Raw genomic sequence first — 17,047 nt, 5'->3', positions numbered from 1 at the left:
GTGGTGCTCGTGAGGCAAAAGTCCCGCCTGCATGGGGTCCGACGTCGCGAGTTGGCGACCCGTCGGATCCGGTACTTTCAGACCCATGGCCCCTGTCACGACGGATTCGCCCACCACCGGTCCGACCCCGTCCCCGGTTCGTGCCTACCTCGTCGACGACCACGAACTCGTCCGGCGTGGCCTGCGCGACCTACTCGGGACCGCGGACGACATCGAGGTGGTGGGCGAGGCCGCGTCGGTCGGCGAGGCCCTCGTCGGCATCCTGGCGACCAAACCCGACGTCGCCGTCCTCGACGTCCGGCTGCCCGACGGCAACGGCGTCGAACTGTGCCGGGACGTGCGCGCCGCCGAACCCGGGATCAAGTGCCTGATGCTGACGAGCTACGCCGACGACGATGCGCTGCTCGCCGCGGTCCTCGCCGGCGCCTCGGGATTCGTCCTCAAGCAGATCCTGGGCCACAACCTGGTCGCCGCGGTCCGGACCGTCGGACGGGGTGGGTCACTGCTCGACGACCGGTCCACGGCCGCACTGCTGGCCAAGCTGCGCGACGGCAAGCAGACCGAGAAGGACCCGCTCGCCGAGCTGACCCATCAGGAGCGCGAGGTGTTCGCCCTCATCGGCGAGGGTCTGACCAATCGGCAGATCGCCGAGCGGATGTTCTTGGCGGAGAAGACGATCAAGAACTACGTGTCCCGCATCCTGGGCAAGCTGGACATGCAGCGACGCACCCAGGTCGCGGTGATGGCGACCAGACTCCGCGACGGCAGGGCCTGAGCTATCCGAGGAGGGGCACCGACCAGGTGAGCGTCGTCCCGCCCCTGCGCGTGAGGACGCTGAACGTCCCGTCGCAGTCCTCGGCCCGCCGGGTCAGGTTCTCCAGTCCGCGGTAGGTGACGTCGGCACCGATGCCGATGCCGTCGTCGCTGATCTCGACGGTCAGCACGTCGTCGGCGGTCACCGAGACGGCGATGTGCTCGGCCCGCGCGTGCCGGAGGGCGTTGCTCAATCCCTCCCGCAGGACCGCGTCGATATGCGGTCCGAGCGCGTCCGGCACCACTGTGTCGACCGGGCCGTCGAACTCCACGCTCGGCGAGATCGACGCGTGCCCGGACAGTTCGGAGACGATGTCGATCACCCGCCGTCGCAGCGTCGGGTCGGCATCGGGTCCATAGGCCGTCTGCAGATCGAAGATCGAGGTGCGGATCTGCGCGATCGTGCGGTCCAGGTCGGTCATGATCTGCTCGAGGCGCGCTGTGGCGGCGGCGGGATCGGTGGTCCCGGCGAGCAGCGTCTGCACGGACATGCCGACCGCGAAGAGTCGTTGTATCACGTGATCGTGCAGGTCTCGGGCGATCCGGTGCCGGTCCTCGAGCACCTCGAGATCGCGGGCGATCTGCTGCTGTTCGGCGTAGACCACCGCCAGCGAGGCGACCTCGGCCACACCGGCGAGACCGGCGATCTCCTCGTCGTCCCAGTACGGGCGATTGCGGTGCGTGATCAGCATCCAGCCGAACGCGCCCGACGCGCGTTGCAGTGGCTGCACCGAGGTCCAGCGGGCGCCACGCCGGATGAGCGACTCCGCGATCTGCCCGGAGCGCTGCACCCGTAGAGACGTGGCATCCGGCGCGATGAAGGTGTCGACCTCCACCGGCTCCCCGGTGTGACCGCGCAGTTCCACCTCCCCGGCCAGCTCGGTGAACAGGTAGACATCGACGGCGCCGACCAGGTCGGCGACATCCGCGCACATGCGGGACATGGTGTCCGACAGTGCGATTCCGGCCAGCGGCTCCGACCCACGCCGGGCGAGGACCTGCATCCAGCGATGCCGCGTGCGGGCCCGCTCGAAGAGGCCCGCGTTGTCGACGGCGATACCGGCGGCGACCGCGAGTACCGCGACAACGGTCTCGTCGACCTCGGAGAAGTCCTCCGCGGACCGCTTCTCGGTCAGGTAGAGACTGCCGAAGACCTCCCCGCGCACCATGATCGGTGCGCCGAGGAACGTGTGCATGGGCGGGTGGTTGGCCGGGAAGCCGACCGAGGTCGGGTGCGCGCCGAGGTCGTGGATGCGGTGCAGGCGGGGGTCGTCGATGAGCAGCCCCAGTACCCCGCGACCGACCGGCAGATGTCCCATGGTCGCCCGCTGGGCGTCGGTGATCCCGATGTGCACGAACTCACTCAATCCGCCATCGGGGCCGCGCACTCCGAGGGCGCCGTACTGGGCGTCCACCAGACCGGCCGCGACCTCGACGATGCGCTGCAGCGCCCGGTCGAGCTCGACACCCTGACCGACGACGAGGACCGCCTCCAGCAGTTCCCGCAGCAACGCCGGGTCGTCGGCACCGTGGTCGGCGAGCGCGTCGAGGGTCTCGCGGAGCCGGTGGTCGAGCATCACGACGCCCCGGCGGTGTCACCGGCCCGGTCGGAGGACAGTGCCGGAGCCACCTCGGCGGCCCGGGACACGAAGCGGCACAGCGCCTCCGGGATCGAGGCCGGATGCAGATGCAGATACGAGGCGTGCACCGACGCCGTCGTGACCCCGTGCCTCGATGCCCGGCCCGAGGCATCCCGCCACGCCCAGGCGGGTGCGTGCGCGCCGTCGCCCACCCCGCTGCGGTGGAACTCGTGGCCCGTCACGCGTTCGCCGGTCCGGAAGAGGACCGAGTCGCTCACGGCGACGGCGTCGCGATAGCCGAGGGTCAGGGTGGGGCCGAAGTGGCCGGGGATGTCGAGGACGCCGCTCATCGGGTGCCCGTCCAGCTGGGCGCACAGGTACAGCAGCCCCGCGCATTCGGCGTGGATCGGACGACCCGCCGCGGCATGCGCACGGAGGTCGGCGCGCAGGAGTTCGTTGGCGGCCAGCGCCTCGGCGTGTTCCTCCGGGAAGCCGCCGCCGATCACGACGCCGCCCGCATCCGCGGGCAGCCGGTCGACGAGCGGGTCGAACACGACGACGCGCGCTCCGGCGGCGGTCAGCATCTCGGCGTGCTCGGCGTAGCCGAAGGTGAACGCCGCGCCCCCGGCGACGGCGATGACCGGCGACTCGGTCGTCGCGGTACGGCGATGGGGCGCAACGGCTTCCGACGCCGACCACGCCGTCGCATCGGGCACCGATCGTGCGCGGGCGGCGGCCACGATGGCCGGCAGGTCGAGGGCGCCGCGCAGGTGTGCGGTCATCGCGTCCACCGCCGCGACCGCGTCGGCATTGCGTTCGGCAGCCGGGATCAGGCCCAGGTGGCGGGAGGGCACCGTCAGCGACGGGTGACGACGCAGCACGCCGAGAACCGGCAGTCCGACCCGGGCGGCGGCCTGTCTCAGCACCATCTCGTGACGGGGCGAACCGACCCGGTTGAGGATGACGCCCGCGATCGACACCGAGGGGTCATAGGACAGGAATCCGTGCAGCACCGCGGCCAGTGACTGGCTGTGCCCGGCGGCGTCGACGACGAGGATCACCGGCGCGCCGATGATCGACGCGACGTGCGCGGTGGAGCCCACGCCGAGGGACCCGGCCCCGATGCCGCCGTCGTCGGAGCTGCCGTTGTCGTGGTTGACGATGCGACCGTCGAACAGGCCCATCACGCCCTCGACGACCGCGATGTCCGCACCCGCCGCGCCGTGGGCGAACAGCGGCGCGATGCGTTCGGCGCCCACCAGATTCGGGTCGAGGTTGCGCCCGGGGCGTCCCGCGGCCACCGCGTGGTAGCCGGGATCGATGTAGTCGGGACCGACCTTGAACGGCGCCACCCGGTGCCCGGCTGCCCGCAGGGCACCGATGAGTCCGGTGGTCACGGTCGTCTTGCCGCTACCGGACGACGGTGCGGCGATCACGACGGCCGGCGTCGAACCGCCGGCGGAGTTCACCATTCGATCCCCTTCTGCCCCTTGCGGCCCGCGTCCATCGGGTGGGCGATCTTGCGCATCTCGGTGACGAGATCGGCGGCGTCGACGAGTTCGGCCGGCGCACGCCGGCCGGTGATCACCACGTGCTGGCGTCCGGGGCGCCGGGCGAGGGTCTCGACGACCTCGGCGGTGTCGACCCATCCCCAGTGCAGCGGGTAGGTGAACTCGTCGAGGACGTAGAAGTCGTGTTCGCCGGCATCGAGGCGGCGGGCGATCTCGGCCCACCCGGCCTGTGCGGCGGCGGCGTGGTCGTCGTCGTGGTCGGAGTTGGCGCGCAGCCACGACCAGCCCTGGCCCATCTTGTGCCATTCCACCGGTCCACCGGCGCCGGTCTCGGCGTGGACCCGGTCGAGGGCGAGCATCGTCGACTCCTCCCCGACCTTCCATTTCGCGCTCTTGACGAATTGGAACACCGCGACCCGCATGCCCGCGTTCCACGCGCGCATCGCCATGCCGAACGCAGCGGTCGACTTGCCCTTGCCGTCGCCGGTGTGCACCGCCAGGACGGGCTGGTTGCGGCGCTGTCGCGTCGTCAGCCCGTCGTCGGGGATGCTGACCGGAACTCCCTGGGGCACTCGACTTCTCCTTGCCGGTTGCGGGTGGTGGGCGGTGACGGGTGGGCGGGTCGGTGCCGGACGGAGGGCTCAGGCCGCCCCGCGTGCGGGTGCCGGTCCGGTGAGGGCGGTGGCCGACAGCTCGTCCATGGGGATCAGGTCGGCACCGAGGTGAGCCGCGAGATCGCCGGCGAGTCCGAGCCGGACCATGCCCTGCTCGCAGTCGACGACCACGGACCCGATCCCGCGGCGGCGGATGCCGTCCGCGGCCTGCCGGGCGCGTGCCATCGCGCTGCGACCCGAGGCGTCGCGCCCGGAGGTGGCCCGTCCGTCGGTGAGGACCACCAGCAACGGCCGGCGGTCGGGCTCCGCGCGTCGACACCGCTCCACCACGTCGGCGGCCAGTTGCAGGCCCTCGCCGAGCGGCGTGCGGCCACCGGTACGGATCTCTTCGAGGCGACGCACCGCGATCTCGACGGATTTGGTGGGCGGCACCGCCAGCGTCGCGGCGGAACCCCGCGCGACGACCACGGCGACGCGGTCGCGGCGGGTGTAGGAGTCACGCAGCATCTCCACGCACAGCTCGGACACCGCGGCCAGACGACGCCGTGCGGTCATCGAACCGCTGAGGTCGACGACGAAGACGACCAGGTTCGACTCCTGGCCGATCCGTTGCGCCGATCGCAGATCCGGCGCCGCGATACGCAGGCCGCCCGGCCGGAGCCCGTCGTCGCCCCGTGTCGCCCGGCCGGCAGCGGCGAGCACGGTGCCGAACAGATGGACCGGTCGTTCGGCGTCGAAGTCGACGGCATGGGTGGTGTGCCCGCGACGGCTGCGCGCCTTCGAGCGACGGCCCGGATCCCCGTCGCCGAGTCCGTCGACCCGCAGGGTCGGCATCCGACGACCGGTCGGAACAGGCGCGGAGCCGAACGCGGGGCCGGGGGCGGTCTGCGGGACCTCGCCGTCGCCGGTCTCGGGCGCGGTGCCGGGATCCTCGGCGGTGTCGGTGTCGTGGGCTGCGCCGGGAGCCGTGGCGGTGTCGTTCGGCTCGGACGCCGGCGGCTCGCCGCCGCCACCGGGCGGTGGCGTCTCCGGCGGTCCCGGGTCGTCGTCGGGTGAGTCGGGCCCGGCCGCGTCCTCACCCGCCGACATCGCCTCGTCGAGCTGGTCGGAGCTGAGTCCCGACTCGTCGAACGGGTTGCGGCGGCGGCGGTGTGGCAGTGCCAGCTCCACCGCCGCCCGGACGTCGACGTCTTCGACGACAACGGCTCCGCGCCAGGCGGCGTGGGCGAGCGCGGTCCGCGCCACGACGATGTCGCCGCGGAGTCCGTCGACGTCGAGGTGGGCGCAGATGCCGGCGATCCGGCGCAGTTCCCGGTCCGGGAGCTCGACGGTGCCCACGGCGGCCCGCGCCGTCGCGATGCGTTGCGTCAGTTCGTGTTCGGCGGCGGCGTGGGCGGCGACGAACGACTCCGGATCGGCGTCGTAGGCCATCCGCCGGCGCACCACCTCGACGCGTTCGTCGACCTCGCGACCAGCTGCCACGTCGACGGCGAGCCCGAACCGGTCGAGCAGCTGCGGGCGGAGCTCGCCCTCTTCGGGGTTCATGGTCCCGACGAGCACGAAATCGGCCGCCTGGGTGTGCGACACACCGTCGCGTTCGATGGTGACCCGCCCGCTCGCCGCGGCATCCAGCAGGACGTCCACGAGGTGGTCGGCGAGCAGGTTGACCTCGTCGATGTAGAGGACCCCGCGGTGCGCCCGGGCGAGCAGGCCGGGGGTGAACTCCGCGCGGCCGTCCCGAAGGACCGAGGTGAGGTCCAGCGAGCCGATCACACGGTCCTCGGTCGCCCCGATCGGCAGTTCCACGACGCGGCCTGCCGTGTCGTCCACCGACCCGGGCACGCTGAGCAACGGACCCAGTCCGCGCACGATCGTCGACTTCGCGGTGCCCTTCTCGCCGCGGATCAGGACTCCGCCGATACCCGGCGAGATGGCCGAGAGGATGAGCGCGAGCTTGAGCTGCTCCTGGCCGACGACCGCACTGAACGGGTAGCGCACGTCGGCAGCCAGATCGGCGGGGGCCGGGAGTTCACCGAGGGTGGTCATCGCGACCCGGCGCGGAGCATCGACACGTGGGGAATCCCGTCCTCGAGGTAGTCGTCGCCGTCGCGGGCGAAGCCGAACTTGCCGTACATCTCGGTGAGGTAGGTCTGGGCCTCGATCCGGCACGGGCGGTCCCCGACCTCGTCGAGCGCAGCGGTCATGAGGGTCGCCACGAGACCGCGGCCCCGATGGTTCCGCTCGGTGCAGACCCGCCCGATCCGGAAGACCTGCCCGCCGTCGGTCTGGGGTTCCTCGAGCAGTCGCAGCGTGGCCAGGACCGTACCCGCCCCGTCGGTCGCGTCCTCTCCGGCACCCTCGGGCGGGTCTGCACCGTCGGTGATCCAGAACTGTCTCGTGGTCGGCTCGAGGTCGCGTCCGTCGAGCTCGGGGTACGGACACGCCTGCTCGACGACGAAGACCTCGACCCGGAGCCGCAGGATCCGATACAGCGTGGCTGCATCGATGTCATCGGCCTGGGCGCGATGCACCCGCGGTACGGAGATCATGTGTCGTGGTTAGCACACAACGCGGCCGGACTTCATCTCCCGAGAGATCAGCCGGCGGTGGCGGGCGCGAGCCGGCCGGTCTCGGCGGGGGTCTCGTTGCGCTCGGTCAGCTGCAGCGACTTGTTCGTCCAGTCCCAGACCTGGCGGTACAGGTCCCGGTTGCCGTTCAATTTCTGGCCGAAGGACGGGATGATCCCGGACAGCTTCGACGTCCAGCCCGCGTACTCCTCGGGGAAGCACTGCTCGAGCACGGAGAGCATCGCCGGGACGGCGGTCGAGGCGCCGGGCGACGCCCCCAGGAGGCCGGCGATCGTGCCGTCACCGGCCGCCACGACCGCGGTGCCGAACTCGAGCTGCCCACCGACGCCGGTCTTGCGGATGACCTGTACGCGCTGTCCGGCGGTGATGAGCTCCCAGTCGGCGCCGAGCGCGCGGGGGACGAATTCCGACAGCGTCTTGACCCGGTCGGCGGGGCCGGCGGCGAGCTCGCTGATGAGGTACTTGAGCAGGCCGAACTCCTTCGGCGCGATCGACATCATCGGGAGCAGGTTGCCCGGCTTGATCGACGCGGGCAGATCGGTGATCTTGCCGCTCTTGAGGAATTTGGGCGACCAGCCGGCGTACGGACCGAACAGCAGGCCGGGCTTGTGGTTGATGACGCGGGTGTCGAGGTGGGGCACCGACATAGGCGGCGCACCGACGGCGGCCTGACCGTAGACCTTCGCGTGGTGCTCGGCGACGAGATCGGGATTCGTGCAGCGGAAGAACTCACCGGAGACCGGGAATCCGCCGAACCCCTTGGCTTCTTTGATCCCCGACTTCTGCAGCAGGTGCAGTGCACCACCGCCGGCGCCGACGAACACGAACTTCGCGTGCACGGACAGCTTCTGGCCGGTCCGCCCGTTGCGGACCTTCACGATCCAGCTGCCGTCGGACTGCTTGGACAGGTTGGTGACCGAGTGGCCGAAGTAGATGTCGGCGCCCTGCGCGACGTAGTTGAGGAGCTGCTGGGTCAGTGCGCCGAAGTCGACGTCGGTGCCCTGGTCGAACCAGTTCAGCGCGACCGGGTCGGCGAAGTCGCGTCCGTGGGACATCAGCGGCAGCCGCTCGCTGAACTCGGCCGGGTCGTCGATGAACTCCATGCCCTCGAACAGGGTCTGCGAGGCGAGGTTGTCGTAGCGCTTGCGGAGGTACTTCTGCCCCTCCGCGCCGTGGGTGAACGCGACGTGCGGGATCGGGTTGATGAACTCCGACGGGTCACCGAGGATGCCGCTGTCGACCGCGTGGGCCCAGAACTGGCGGGACACCTGGAACTGCTCGTTGATGGTGAGCGCCTTGTCGATGTTGACGTCACCGTCGGCCGTCTTCGGCGTGTAGTTGAGCTCGCACAGCGCCGAATGGCCGGTGCCGGCGTTGTTCCACGGGTCGCTGCTCTCCGCGGCGGCCGCGTCGAGCTGCTCGAACAGGCTGATCGACCAGTCGGGCTGGAGCTGCCGGAGCAGCGCTCCCAGCGTGGCACTCATGATTCCCGCACCCACCAACGCGACGTCGGTCGTGATCTCCGTTTTCGACACCTGGACTCCACTTCACCTGGTGGGACACTGTGACCTGAGTTCGTCGCGGCACGTCGTCCCGGATGGCACCTTCTCGACCGGGCACTTCTCACCCGATCCTTCTCAACCGCCATTGTCCAGCATGGCACGTCCCCCGACAGAATCGACCTGCGCAACTGTGTGCTGCACGACACCTGGGCAGTCGGTGACCTGTCACTATGCTGGCTGGCGTGAGCGTATCCGCCGCCGCCGACTGGCGGCCCGACCGATTCCTCGACGCCTACCGGCAACGCGTGCTCCCGCTGGGACCCGACCCCGACGGCGAGTCGCCGGTCACCGCGACCCTGGTGCGCCGCGCCGAGACGTCACCCGCACGCGGCGCGGTGCTCTACGTCCACGGCTTCACCGATTACTTCTTCCACGAGCCGCTCGCCGATTTCTTCGTCGACCGCGGTTACGCGTTCTATGCCGTCGATCTCCGGAAATGCGGACGTTCGCGGCAGTCGCACCACACGCCGCACTTCACCACCGACCTCGCGATGTACGACGAGGAGCTCAACGCCTCACTGCGGATCATCCTCGACGAGGTGGGCCCCGAGTGCCGGGTCGTGGTGGCCGGCCACTCGACCGGCGGCCTCGTCACCGCGCTCTGGCTCGACCGGTTGCGGCAGCGCGAGCCGGCCCTGCACGCCGCGGTCGACGGACTCCTGCTCAACTCGCCGTGGTTCGACCTGCAGGGCGACGCGGTCCTGCGCACGCTGCCGGTCACACTGCTGATCAAGGCGGTCGCCGCCGTCGCGCCGACAAGGGTGATCCCGAAAGAACTCTCGCAGGCCTACGGCGAGAGCCTGCACGACAGCGCCCACGGCGAGTGGAACTATGACCTGTCGGCGAAACCGCTCGGCGGATTCCCGGTCACCTTCGGTTTCCTCGACGCGGTGCGCAGCGGCCAGCGCCGCCTGCACCACGGTATCGACGTCGGCGTCCCCGCCCTTGTATTACGTTCGGACAAAACGCATTTCGCCAAGACCTACTCCCCGTCCACCGATCATGCCGATGCCGTCCTCGACGTCACCCACATCGCGCGCTGGAGCGGTTGTCTCGGCGGCCGGGTGACCGCGGTGCCGATCCCCGACGCCCGGCATGACGTATTCCTCTCCGTCGCGCATGCTCGTGAGCACGCCTACCGCGAGGTCGACCACTGGCTGTCCGCCGTCCTCTCAACCGAAAGCGAGAATCCCCTATGACCGCCACACAGGTCGTCGACCTGGCCATCATCGGCTCCGGGAGCGGCAACGCCATCCCCGACGACCGGTTCGCGGACAAGACCCTCGCGATCTTCGAGGAGGGCGTCTACGGCGGCACCTGCCTCAACGTGGGCTGCATCCCGACCAAGATGTTCGTCTACGCGTCCGAGGTGGCCGAGATCGCCACTCACGGCGCGCGCCTGGGCGTGCACGCCAAGGTCGACTCGGTCGACTGGCCGGGCATCGTCGACCGCGTGTTCGGCCGCATCGACCCGTTGTCGCAGGGCGGCAAGGAGTACCGGGTCGACCGCTGCGACAACATCACCGTCTACGACTCCCATGTGGAGTTCGACGGGCGGGACGACGACGGCCGGTACCGGCTGGTCACGAGGGACGGCGACACGGTCCTCGCCGCCGAAGTGGTGCTGGCGGCCGGCTCGCGCGCGGTCATCCCCCAGGTCATCGCCGACTCGGGCGTCACCTACTACACCAACAACGACGTGATGCGTCTCGCCGAGCTGCCCGAACGCCTGATCATCGCTGGAAGCGGTTACATCGCCGCGGAATTCGCGCATGTCTTCGGCGCGCTGGGTTCCCGCGTGACGGTCATCGCGCGTGGACCGGCATTGCTGCGCAAGCAGGACGCCGACATCTCCAACCGCTTCACCCAGGTGGCCGGGGAGAAGTGGGACGTGCGCCTGGAGACCACGATCACCGACGCCGAGGACCTGCCCGACGGCGGTGTCCGCGTGGGGCTTTCCGACGGCACCTCACTCGAGGCCGACGTGCTCCTGGTCGCGACGGGCCGCCGGCCCAACGGCGACCGGCTCAACCTCGGTTCCGTCGGCATCGAACTCGACGAGGAGGGCCGCGTGCGCTGCGATGCACACGGCCGCACCGCCGCCCGCGGCGTGTGGACCCTCGGCGACGTCAGCTCGCCCTACCAGCTCAAGCACGTCGCCAACCACGAGCAGCGGGTCGTCCAGGCCAACCTCCTGAAGGGTTGGGACGCAACCGATCTCGACTCCTTCGACCATCGGTTCGTACCGGCCGCGGTGTTCACCCACCCGCAGATCGCGTCGGTGGGGCTGACCGAGGCCCAGGCGCTCGACGCCGGCCTCGACATCGCCGTCAAGGTCCAGGCCTACGGCGACGTGGCCTACGGCTGGGCCATGGAGGACACCACCGGATTCTGCAAGCTGATCGCCGAGCGCGGCACCGGCCGGCTGCTGGGCGCACACCTCATCGGTCCGCAGGCACCCACCGTCATCCAGCCGGTCATCCAGGCGATGCACTTCGGACAGACCGCACACGAGCTGGCCCGCGGGCAGTACTGGATCCACCCGGCGATGCCCGAGGTCCTCGAGAACGCGCTGCTCGGCCTGGAGATCTGACGGCGTCGGCGAGACCCTCAGAAAATGGTTGAGCGCAGGGCGATCTCGCTGGCGAGGGCCGGAGCGGCGTGCTGCGGAATCCAGTGGTCCACGCCGGCGAGTTCGCAGAAGCGGAAGTCGCCGTAGACGTACCGGCCGCTCCCCTGTGCCTGTTCGCGACCCAGCGCGGTGTCGGCGTCGCTCCACAACAGCGTCGTCGGGATCTCCACCGGCGGGCACGCCATCGTCGCCTTGATGTCGCCGGTGAAGTTCGCGCGGTACCAGTTCAGCGCCGCGGTCAGGGCGCCGGGCTCCCGCAACGGGGCGAGCTCGTACTCGGTGATCCCCACGGCCCGCAGCTGCGCACCGTCGTCGGCGAGGAGCTTCTCCTCTGCCCCGTCGGCGACGAAATCGAGGATGTACGAGGAGCGTTCGCGCTGATCGCTGCCGGCGAGCGCGTCGCGCATCGCCGACGGATGCCCGGTGCTCCCGACGACGAGTCCGGTGAACCGGTCGGGGTACTTCCCGGCGAGATGCCACGCGAGGATGCCGCCCCAGTCGTGTCCGACCAGGATCGCGTAGCCGATGCCGAGCGCGTCGAGCACGCCGATCGCATCGGAGACGAGGTGGGTGAGGTGGTAGTCGTCCACCTGGGACGGCCGCGCGCCCGGGCTGTACCCGCGCTGGTCGATCACGAGGGTGCGCAGGCCCGACTCGTGCAGGCGCGGCAGAACCTGGTCATAGCAGCTTCCGTTCACCGGGAAGCCGTGCAGCAACAGAACCCACGGGCCGGCCTCCGGCCCCCCGATCCGGACGTCGAAGGTGAGGCCGTTCACGGTCACCTGACGGTGTTCTTCAGTCATTGGGCAACGATAACCCGTTCGCAGGATCGCAGCGCCTACAGAGCATCGAGGTGGTGCCGGATGATCGGCGGATTGCGCGGCGGCCCTTGTTCGATGAGACGCGTCACGGCGTCGAGGTCGAGATGTTCGGTGACGAGGTCGGCCATCTGGTCGACCTGCCGGCGACGTTCGGCGTCGACATCGGTGTCCGGTGCCACGCGGAACCCGCGCACCCCGGCCTCGGTCGCCACGTCGGTGAGGAGACGGCGACGGAAGTCGTTGCACGCCAGCAATCCGTGCCAGTGCGTACCCCGTAGGGCCCCCCGGATCGCGCCCTCCGGTCCGTGCCGGTCGTCGACGATCCACGTGTCCTCCGCCGAGCGGGTCACCCGTCCGTGATGGATCTCGTAGCCGCTGATCGCGACCGCGGACGCCGGGTCACCGGCCGAGCCGCCGGCGCCGGTGACCTGCCGCACGGTCTTGTCGGCGTCGAACTCGATGTCGAGGTCGAACAACCCCAGCCCGGGCACACGCCCGCGACCGGATTCGACCCGGTCGTCGAGTGTTCGGCCGAGCATCTGGAATCCGCCGCAGACGGCGACGATCGGACGTCCGCGGGCGGCGCGTTCGGTCAGCGCCTCCCCGATGCCGCGCGCCCGGACCCAGTCGAGGTCGGCGACGGTGGCCCGGGTACCGGGCACGACGACGAGGTCGGCGGCCGCCACCCCGGCCGGGTCGTCGACCCAGGTGACGTCGACACCGGGTTCGCAGGCCAGCGCCTCGACGTCGGTCGAGTTCGATATCCGCGGCAGCCGGATGGCCGCGACACGCAACCGGGCGCCCACCGTCGGGCCGGACTCGGTGAACGAGCGCGGTGGCCCGACGCGTCGCCCGACGGGTGCGGCGAGGGAGTCCTCGGCGTCGAGCCACAGGTCGTCGGCGAACGGCACGACACCGAGCGTCGGCCGCCCCGTGATCGCCTCCACCTGGCGGAGCCCCGGTTCGAGGATCGAGGGGTCGCCGCGGAACTTGTTGATCACGTACCCGGCGATCAGGCGCTGATCGGCGTCGTCGAGAACCGCGGTGGTCCCGAACAGGTGTGCCAGCGAGCCACCCCGGTCGATGTCGGTCACCAGCAACACCGGAAGCCGAGCCGCCTGTGCGAGACCGAGATTGGCGATGTCGTTGGCGCGCAAGTTGATCTCCGCGACCGAACCCGCACCCTCACAGATGACCACGTCGAAATCGCGTCGCAGACCGGCCAGTTCGTCGGCGACGACGGCACGCAGTCGCGCCCGCCACTGAAGATAGTCGGCGGCCCCGACGTCGCCGGCCGGGCGGCCGCGGAGGATGACGTGCGAGCGGCGGTCGCTGCCCGGTTTCAGCAGCACCGGGTTGAACCGGGTGGACGGCGCGAGTCCGCACGCGAAGGCCTGCAACGCCTGCGCGCGACCGATCTCGCCGCCGTCGAGGGTGACCACCGAGTTGTTCGACATGTTCTGCGCCTTGAACGGTGCGACGCGCACACCGGCTCGGTGCAGCGCCCGGCACAGCCCGGCGACGATCAGGCTCTTCCCGGCATCGCTGCTCGTACCGCCCACGAGCACTGCGCCACCGACTGCGTCCACCCGGACAGCCTAGTGGTGGCGTCGTTCACACGGCGCACCGTTCGCCTCGCGGCGCGGTGGCGCTGGATACAGTGGCCCATCGAAGGGGTCAGCAGTCGTGCACAGCAATGGGGGGTCGTCGGACGTGGAGGTCGTGAAGCCCGGATCCGTGTTCGCCGGGTATCGCGTTCTCTCGCTGCTCGGGCACGGCGGCATGGGACAGGTCTGGCTCGTCGAACATCCGACCCTGGGCCGGCGCGAGGCACTCAAGATCATCTCGCCCAATCCCGCCGACCCCAGCTTCGCCGAGCGGTTCCGCAACGAGGCCCGCACCGCGGCGGCACTCGATCATCCCGGCATCGTGACGGTCTACACGCACGGCGTGGAGAACGGCAGTCCGTGGTTCTCGATGACCTACCTCGACGGCGACGACCTCACCGCCGTACCGAGCCTGCCGGTCGCGGATGTGGTGACCATCGTCGGCAAGGTCGCCGATGCCCTCGACTACGCGCACACACAGCGCGTCATCCACCGCGACATCAAACCCGCGAACATCGTGATCGCGCGGGGATCCGACGGCCGGATCACGCGGGTCACCGTGCTCGACTTCGGCATCGCCCGCCTGATGGACGGCGCCAAGATGACCGCCACCAATCTGTTCGTCGGCACCCTCGCCTATGCCGCACCCGAGATCCTCACCGGCGAGGCGGCCATACCGGCGTCGGATCAGTACGCGCTCGCGTGCACCACCTTCCAGCTGCTCACCGGATCACAACCCTTCCCCGGCCAGACCCCGATGGCGTTGATCGCCGGCCACGTCAACACACCCCCACCGCGGATCTCCGGGCGTAGACCCGATCTCGGATATCTGGATCCGGTGTTCGCGCGCGCCCTCGCCAAGAACCCCGCCGACCGGTTCTCGTCCTGTTCCGAGTTCGCCGCTGCCCTCGCCCGGGCCGTCGAGACCGCACCGACGGCGTCCACGCCGCCGTTCGGGCAGCACCAGCCCCCGGGTCGCCCCCAGCAGCTTCCCCCCACCCAGCATCCGCCCACCCAGCACGCGCAGGTACACCCCGCCGCTGCCCACCGGGTCCCGCCGCCCGGCGGTGGTCAGTACGCACCGTTCCCCGCCTACGGTCCCGGCGGCCCGCGTCTCGACCATCCGACCGGACCGCATGGGCCCGGCCCCGGGCAACGGGGATCCGGCTCGCGGACCGCATGGATCATCGCCGCGGTCCTCGGTGTCATCGTCCTCGTCGTCGGGGTCGTCGGAGCCGCCGTCGCTCTCGGCGGATCGGAGTCGGATTCCCCGACGACGGTCGCCGGGTCGTCGACGTCGGGGCCCAGCACGTCCGGTTCCCCGGCCGGCAGCGGCACCTTCGATTCCATCGCGTCCAGCGGGGACAGCACGTGCGCGGTACGCGACGGCCGGCTGTACTGCTGGGGCGGCAACGAGCGGGGCACGCTGGGCGACGGCACGACCACCGACCGCCCGCGGCCCGTCGCGATCACCGGCATCTCCGATGTGTCCGCGGTCAGCATGGGCGGTCTCGGAACCACCTGCGCGATCAGTTCCGGCGACCTGTACTGCTGGGGCTACGGCGTCGGACAGCCGGGCCAGAACGTGCCGCTCCCGACGAAGGTGACCGGCCTGTCACGGGTGTCGGCGGTGTCGGTCGGGTTGACGATCTGCGCGATCAGCGACGGCGACGCCTACTGCTGGCGCAACAACGCCAGCGGACAGGTGGGTAACGGCAGCACCGGCTCGGTGGACGTGCCGACCCGCGTCGCCGGGTTGACGGACGTGACCGCCGTCTCCACCTCGCACACCACCAGCTGCGCGATCGCCGGCGGCTCCGCGTACTGCTGGGGCAACAACCGGGAAGGCCAGATCGGTGACGGCACCACGATCGACCGCCTGACCCCGACGCGGGTTCTCGGTCTCGATTCGCCGACGTCGATCAGCGCGAGCCTCTACTCGACATGTGCGGTGGCCGGCTCCGGCGGCGTGTTCTGCTGGGGCCAGAACACCAGCGGCCAGCTCGGCGACGGCACCGAGCAGAACCGGCGGACCCCGACCCGGATCGACGTCCGCGGGGCCACCGAGGTGTCGACCGCGGCGTACGGCGGATGCGCAGCCGCCGGCAGTTCCGCCTATTGCTGGGGGTCGCGCAGCGATCAGCCCGACAAGAGCCCGGACCGCGTCAACGGCCTGTCCGGGGTCACCGAGGTCACCACCGGGTCGGCGAACGTGTGCGCCGTCGCCGACGACGAGATGTACTGCTGGGGCCTCAACGGGAAGGGCCAGCTCGGCAACGGGACGACCACGACGAGCAGCGAACCGCAGCCCGTCCGGTTCCCCGCCTGACGCCTGAGTGGTCGGCCTGACCTCTCAGTTGTCGGGAAGGGTGAGGACCTCGGCTCCGTCGTCGGTGACGACGAGGGTGTGCTCGAACTGCGCGGTCCACCGGCGGTCGGCGGTCACGACGGTCCAGCCGTCGTCCCACATCTCCCATGGCAGCGCGCCGAGGTTGATCATCGGCTCGATGGTGAACACCATCCCCGGTTCGAGGACCGTGTCGACGTTCGGCTCGTCGTAGTGCAGCACGATCAGCCCGTTGTGAAAAGTCTCACCGATGCCGTGGCCGGTGAAGTCGCGCACGACCGTGTAGCCGAAACGATTTGCGTAGGACTCGATGACCCGTCCGACGACATTCAGCTCGCGGCCCGGCTTCACGGCCTTGATGGCCCGTTCGGTCGCGATCCGGGTCCGTTCGACGAGATCGACGGCCTCTTGATCGACGTCGCCGGCGAGGAAGGTCGCGTTGGTGTCACCGTGCACACCGTGGATGTAGGCGGTGACGTCGATGTTGACGATGTCCCCGTCCTCGATCACGGTCGAGTCCGGGATGCCGTGACAGATGACCTCGTTGAGCGACGTGCAGCACGACTTCGGGAAGTCCTTGTAGCCCAAGGTCGACGGGTACGCGCCGTGATCGATCATGTACTCGTGCGCGATCGCGTCGAGCTCATCGGTGGTCACGCCCGGGGCGACGGCCTTGCCCGCCTCGGCGAGAGCGTTGGCCGCGATCTTGCTCGCTATGCGCATCTTCTCGATGGTCTCGGCCGTCTGCACCCAGGGCTCGTGCCCTTCGTCGACCGTCGGCTTCCACACGTACTCGGGACGCTCGATGGAGTCGGGCACGGACCGGATAGGCGAGACGATCCCCGGCGTGAGGGCACTACGAACTGGCATGCGTCCAGACTATCGCTGCCCGTCGCGCCGAGGCCCGTGGGCGGACCACGGACCGATCGCCATTAAGCTCGCCGGGAGGAGCCGACGGCGGCGTCGGGCCGA

13 protein-coding genes are annotated in these 17,047 nt (G+C 70.3%); 4 read left to right on the top strand and 9 right to left on the bottom strand.

The annotated features are described in order from the left end of the window. The first annotated feature begins 85 nt into the window (after positions 1–85). Positions 86–775 carry a response regulator gene (locus tag AC3B6C_RS17985; protein ID WP_010841462.1) on the top strand — a complete coding sequence of 230 codons (690 nt, stop codon included), beginning with the start codon at positions 86–88 and terminating at the stop codon, positions 773–775. A gap of 1 nt (position 776) precedes the next feature. Here the strand turns inward: AC3B6C_RS17985 and AC3B6C_RS17980 are convergent, their stop codons facing one another. From AC3B6C_RS17980 to mqo, 6 genes are all read right to left on the bottom strand, one after another. After that, positions 777–2,390: a GAF domain-containing sensor histidine kinase gene (locus AC3B6C_RS17980; RefSeq protein ID WP_010841463.1), complete on the bottom strand. Its 1,614-nt coding sequence runs from the start codon at positions 2,388–2,390 to the stop codon at positions 777–779. Next, on the bottom strand, positions 2,390–3,865 hold the full coding sequence (locus AC3B6C_RS17975) for a cobyrinic acid a,c-diamide synthase CobB (RefSeq protein WP_488373660.1): 1,476 nt from the start codon (positions 3,863–3,865) through the stop codon (positions 2,390–2,392). The genes AC3B6C_RS17980 and AC3B6C_RS17975 overlap by 1 nt, the downstream gene beginning before the upstream one ends. Beyond that, a complete protein-coding gene (gene cobO / locus AC3B6C_RS17970) occupies positions 3,859–4,476 on the bottom strand; it encodes a cob(I)yrinic acid a,c-diamide adenosyltransferase (RefSeq protein ID WP_488373659.1) in 618 nt (205 codons plus the stop codon). Before cobO ends, AC3B6C_RS17975 begins: the two co-directional genes overlap by 7 nt. Positions 4,477–4,545: 69 nt before the next feature. Next, positions 4,546–6,564 carry a VWA domain-containing protein gene (locus AC3B6C_RS17965; protein ID WP_488373658.1) on the bottom strand — a complete coding sequence of 673 codons (2,019 nt, stop codon included), beginning with the start codon at positions 6,562–6,564 and terminating at the stop codon, positions 4,546–4,548. Continuing rightward, a complete protein-coding gene (locus tag AC3B6C_RS17960) occupies positions 6,561–7,067 on the bottom strand; it encodes a GNAT family N-acetyltransferase (protein ID WP_010841467.1) in 507 nt (168 codons plus the stop codon). Before AC3B6C_RS17960 ends, AC3B6C_RS17965 begins: the two co-directional genes overlap by 4 nt. Positions 7,068–7,114: 47 nt before the next feature. Beyond that, positions 7,115–8,641 carry a malate dehydrogenase (quinone) gene (gene mqo, locus AC3B6C_RS17955; RefSeq protein ID WP_010841468.1) on the bottom strand — a complete coding sequence of 509 codons (1,527 nt, stop codon included), beginning with the start codon at positions 8,639–8,641 and terminating at the stop codon, positions 7,115–7,117. Between the two features lie 197 nt (positions 8,642–8,838). On the opposite strand from mqo, the gene AC3B6C_RS17950 reads away from it, so the two are divergent. Together AC3B6C_RS17950 and AC3B6C_RS17945 are read left to right on the top strand one after the other, a co-directional pair. Continuing rightward, positions 8,839–9,867 (top strand): alpha/beta hydrolase, encoded by a 1,029-nt coding sequence (locus tag AC3B6C_RS17950; RefSeq protein WP_488373657.1) that lies wholly within the window; start codon positions 8,839–8,841, stop codon positions 9,865–9,867. Further along, on the top strand, positions 9,864–11,261 hold the full coding sequence (locus tag AC3B6C_RS17945) for a mycothione reductase (protein ID WP_488373656.1): 1,398 nt from the start codon (positions 9,864–9,866) through the stop codon (positions 11,259–11,261). Before AC3B6C_RS17950 ends, AC3B6C_RS17945 begins: the two co-directional genes overlap by 4 nt. A 17-nt stretch (positions 11,262–11,278) precedes the next feature. Here AC3B6C_RS17945 and AC3B6C_RS17940 read toward each other — a convergent pair whose 3' ends face one another. Both AC3B6C_RS17940 and AC3B6C_RS17935 read right to left on the bottom strand, forming a co-directional pair. Beyond that, positions 11,279–12,103: an alpha/beta fold hydrolase gene (locus AC3B6C_RS17940; RefSeq protein WP_488373655.1), complete on the bottom strand. Its 825-nt coding sequence runs from the start codon at positions 12,101–12,103 to the stop codon at positions 11,279–11,281. Between the two features lie 35 nt (positions 12,104–12,138). Continuing rightward, positions 12,139–13,710 (bottom strand): cobyric acid synthase, encoded by a 1,572-nt coding sequence (locus AC3B6C_RS17935; protein WP_488373654.1) that lies wholly within the window; start codon positions 13,708–13,710, stop codon positions 12,139–12,141. Positions 13,711–13,843: 133 nt separating this feature from the next. Between AC3B6C_RS17935 and AC3B6C_RS17930 the strand changes: the two genes are divergently transcribed. Then, complete coding sequence (locus AC3B6C_RS17930; RefSeq protein ID WP_488373653.1) at positions 13,844–16,057, top strand: protein kinase domain-containing protein; 2,214 nt, start codon at positions 13,844–13,846, stop codon at positions 16,055–16,057. 24 nt (positions 16,058–16,081) lie between these two features. Here the strand turns inward: AC3B6C_RS17930 and map are convergent, their stop codons facing one another. Then, on the bottom strand, positions 16,082–16,945 hold the full coding sequence (gene map / locus AC3B6C_RS17925) for a type I methionyl aminopeptidase (RefSeq protein WP_010841474.1): 864 nt from the start codon (positions 16,943–16,945) through the stop codon (positions 16,082–16,084). Positions 16,946–17,047 lie beyond the last annotated feature (102 nt).

The organism is Gordonia sp. 11cp, from assembly GCF_057767225.1.
The sequence above is the reverse complement of the archived record's forward strand: the minus strand, read 5'-3'. Positions and strand labels throughout refer to the sequence as shown.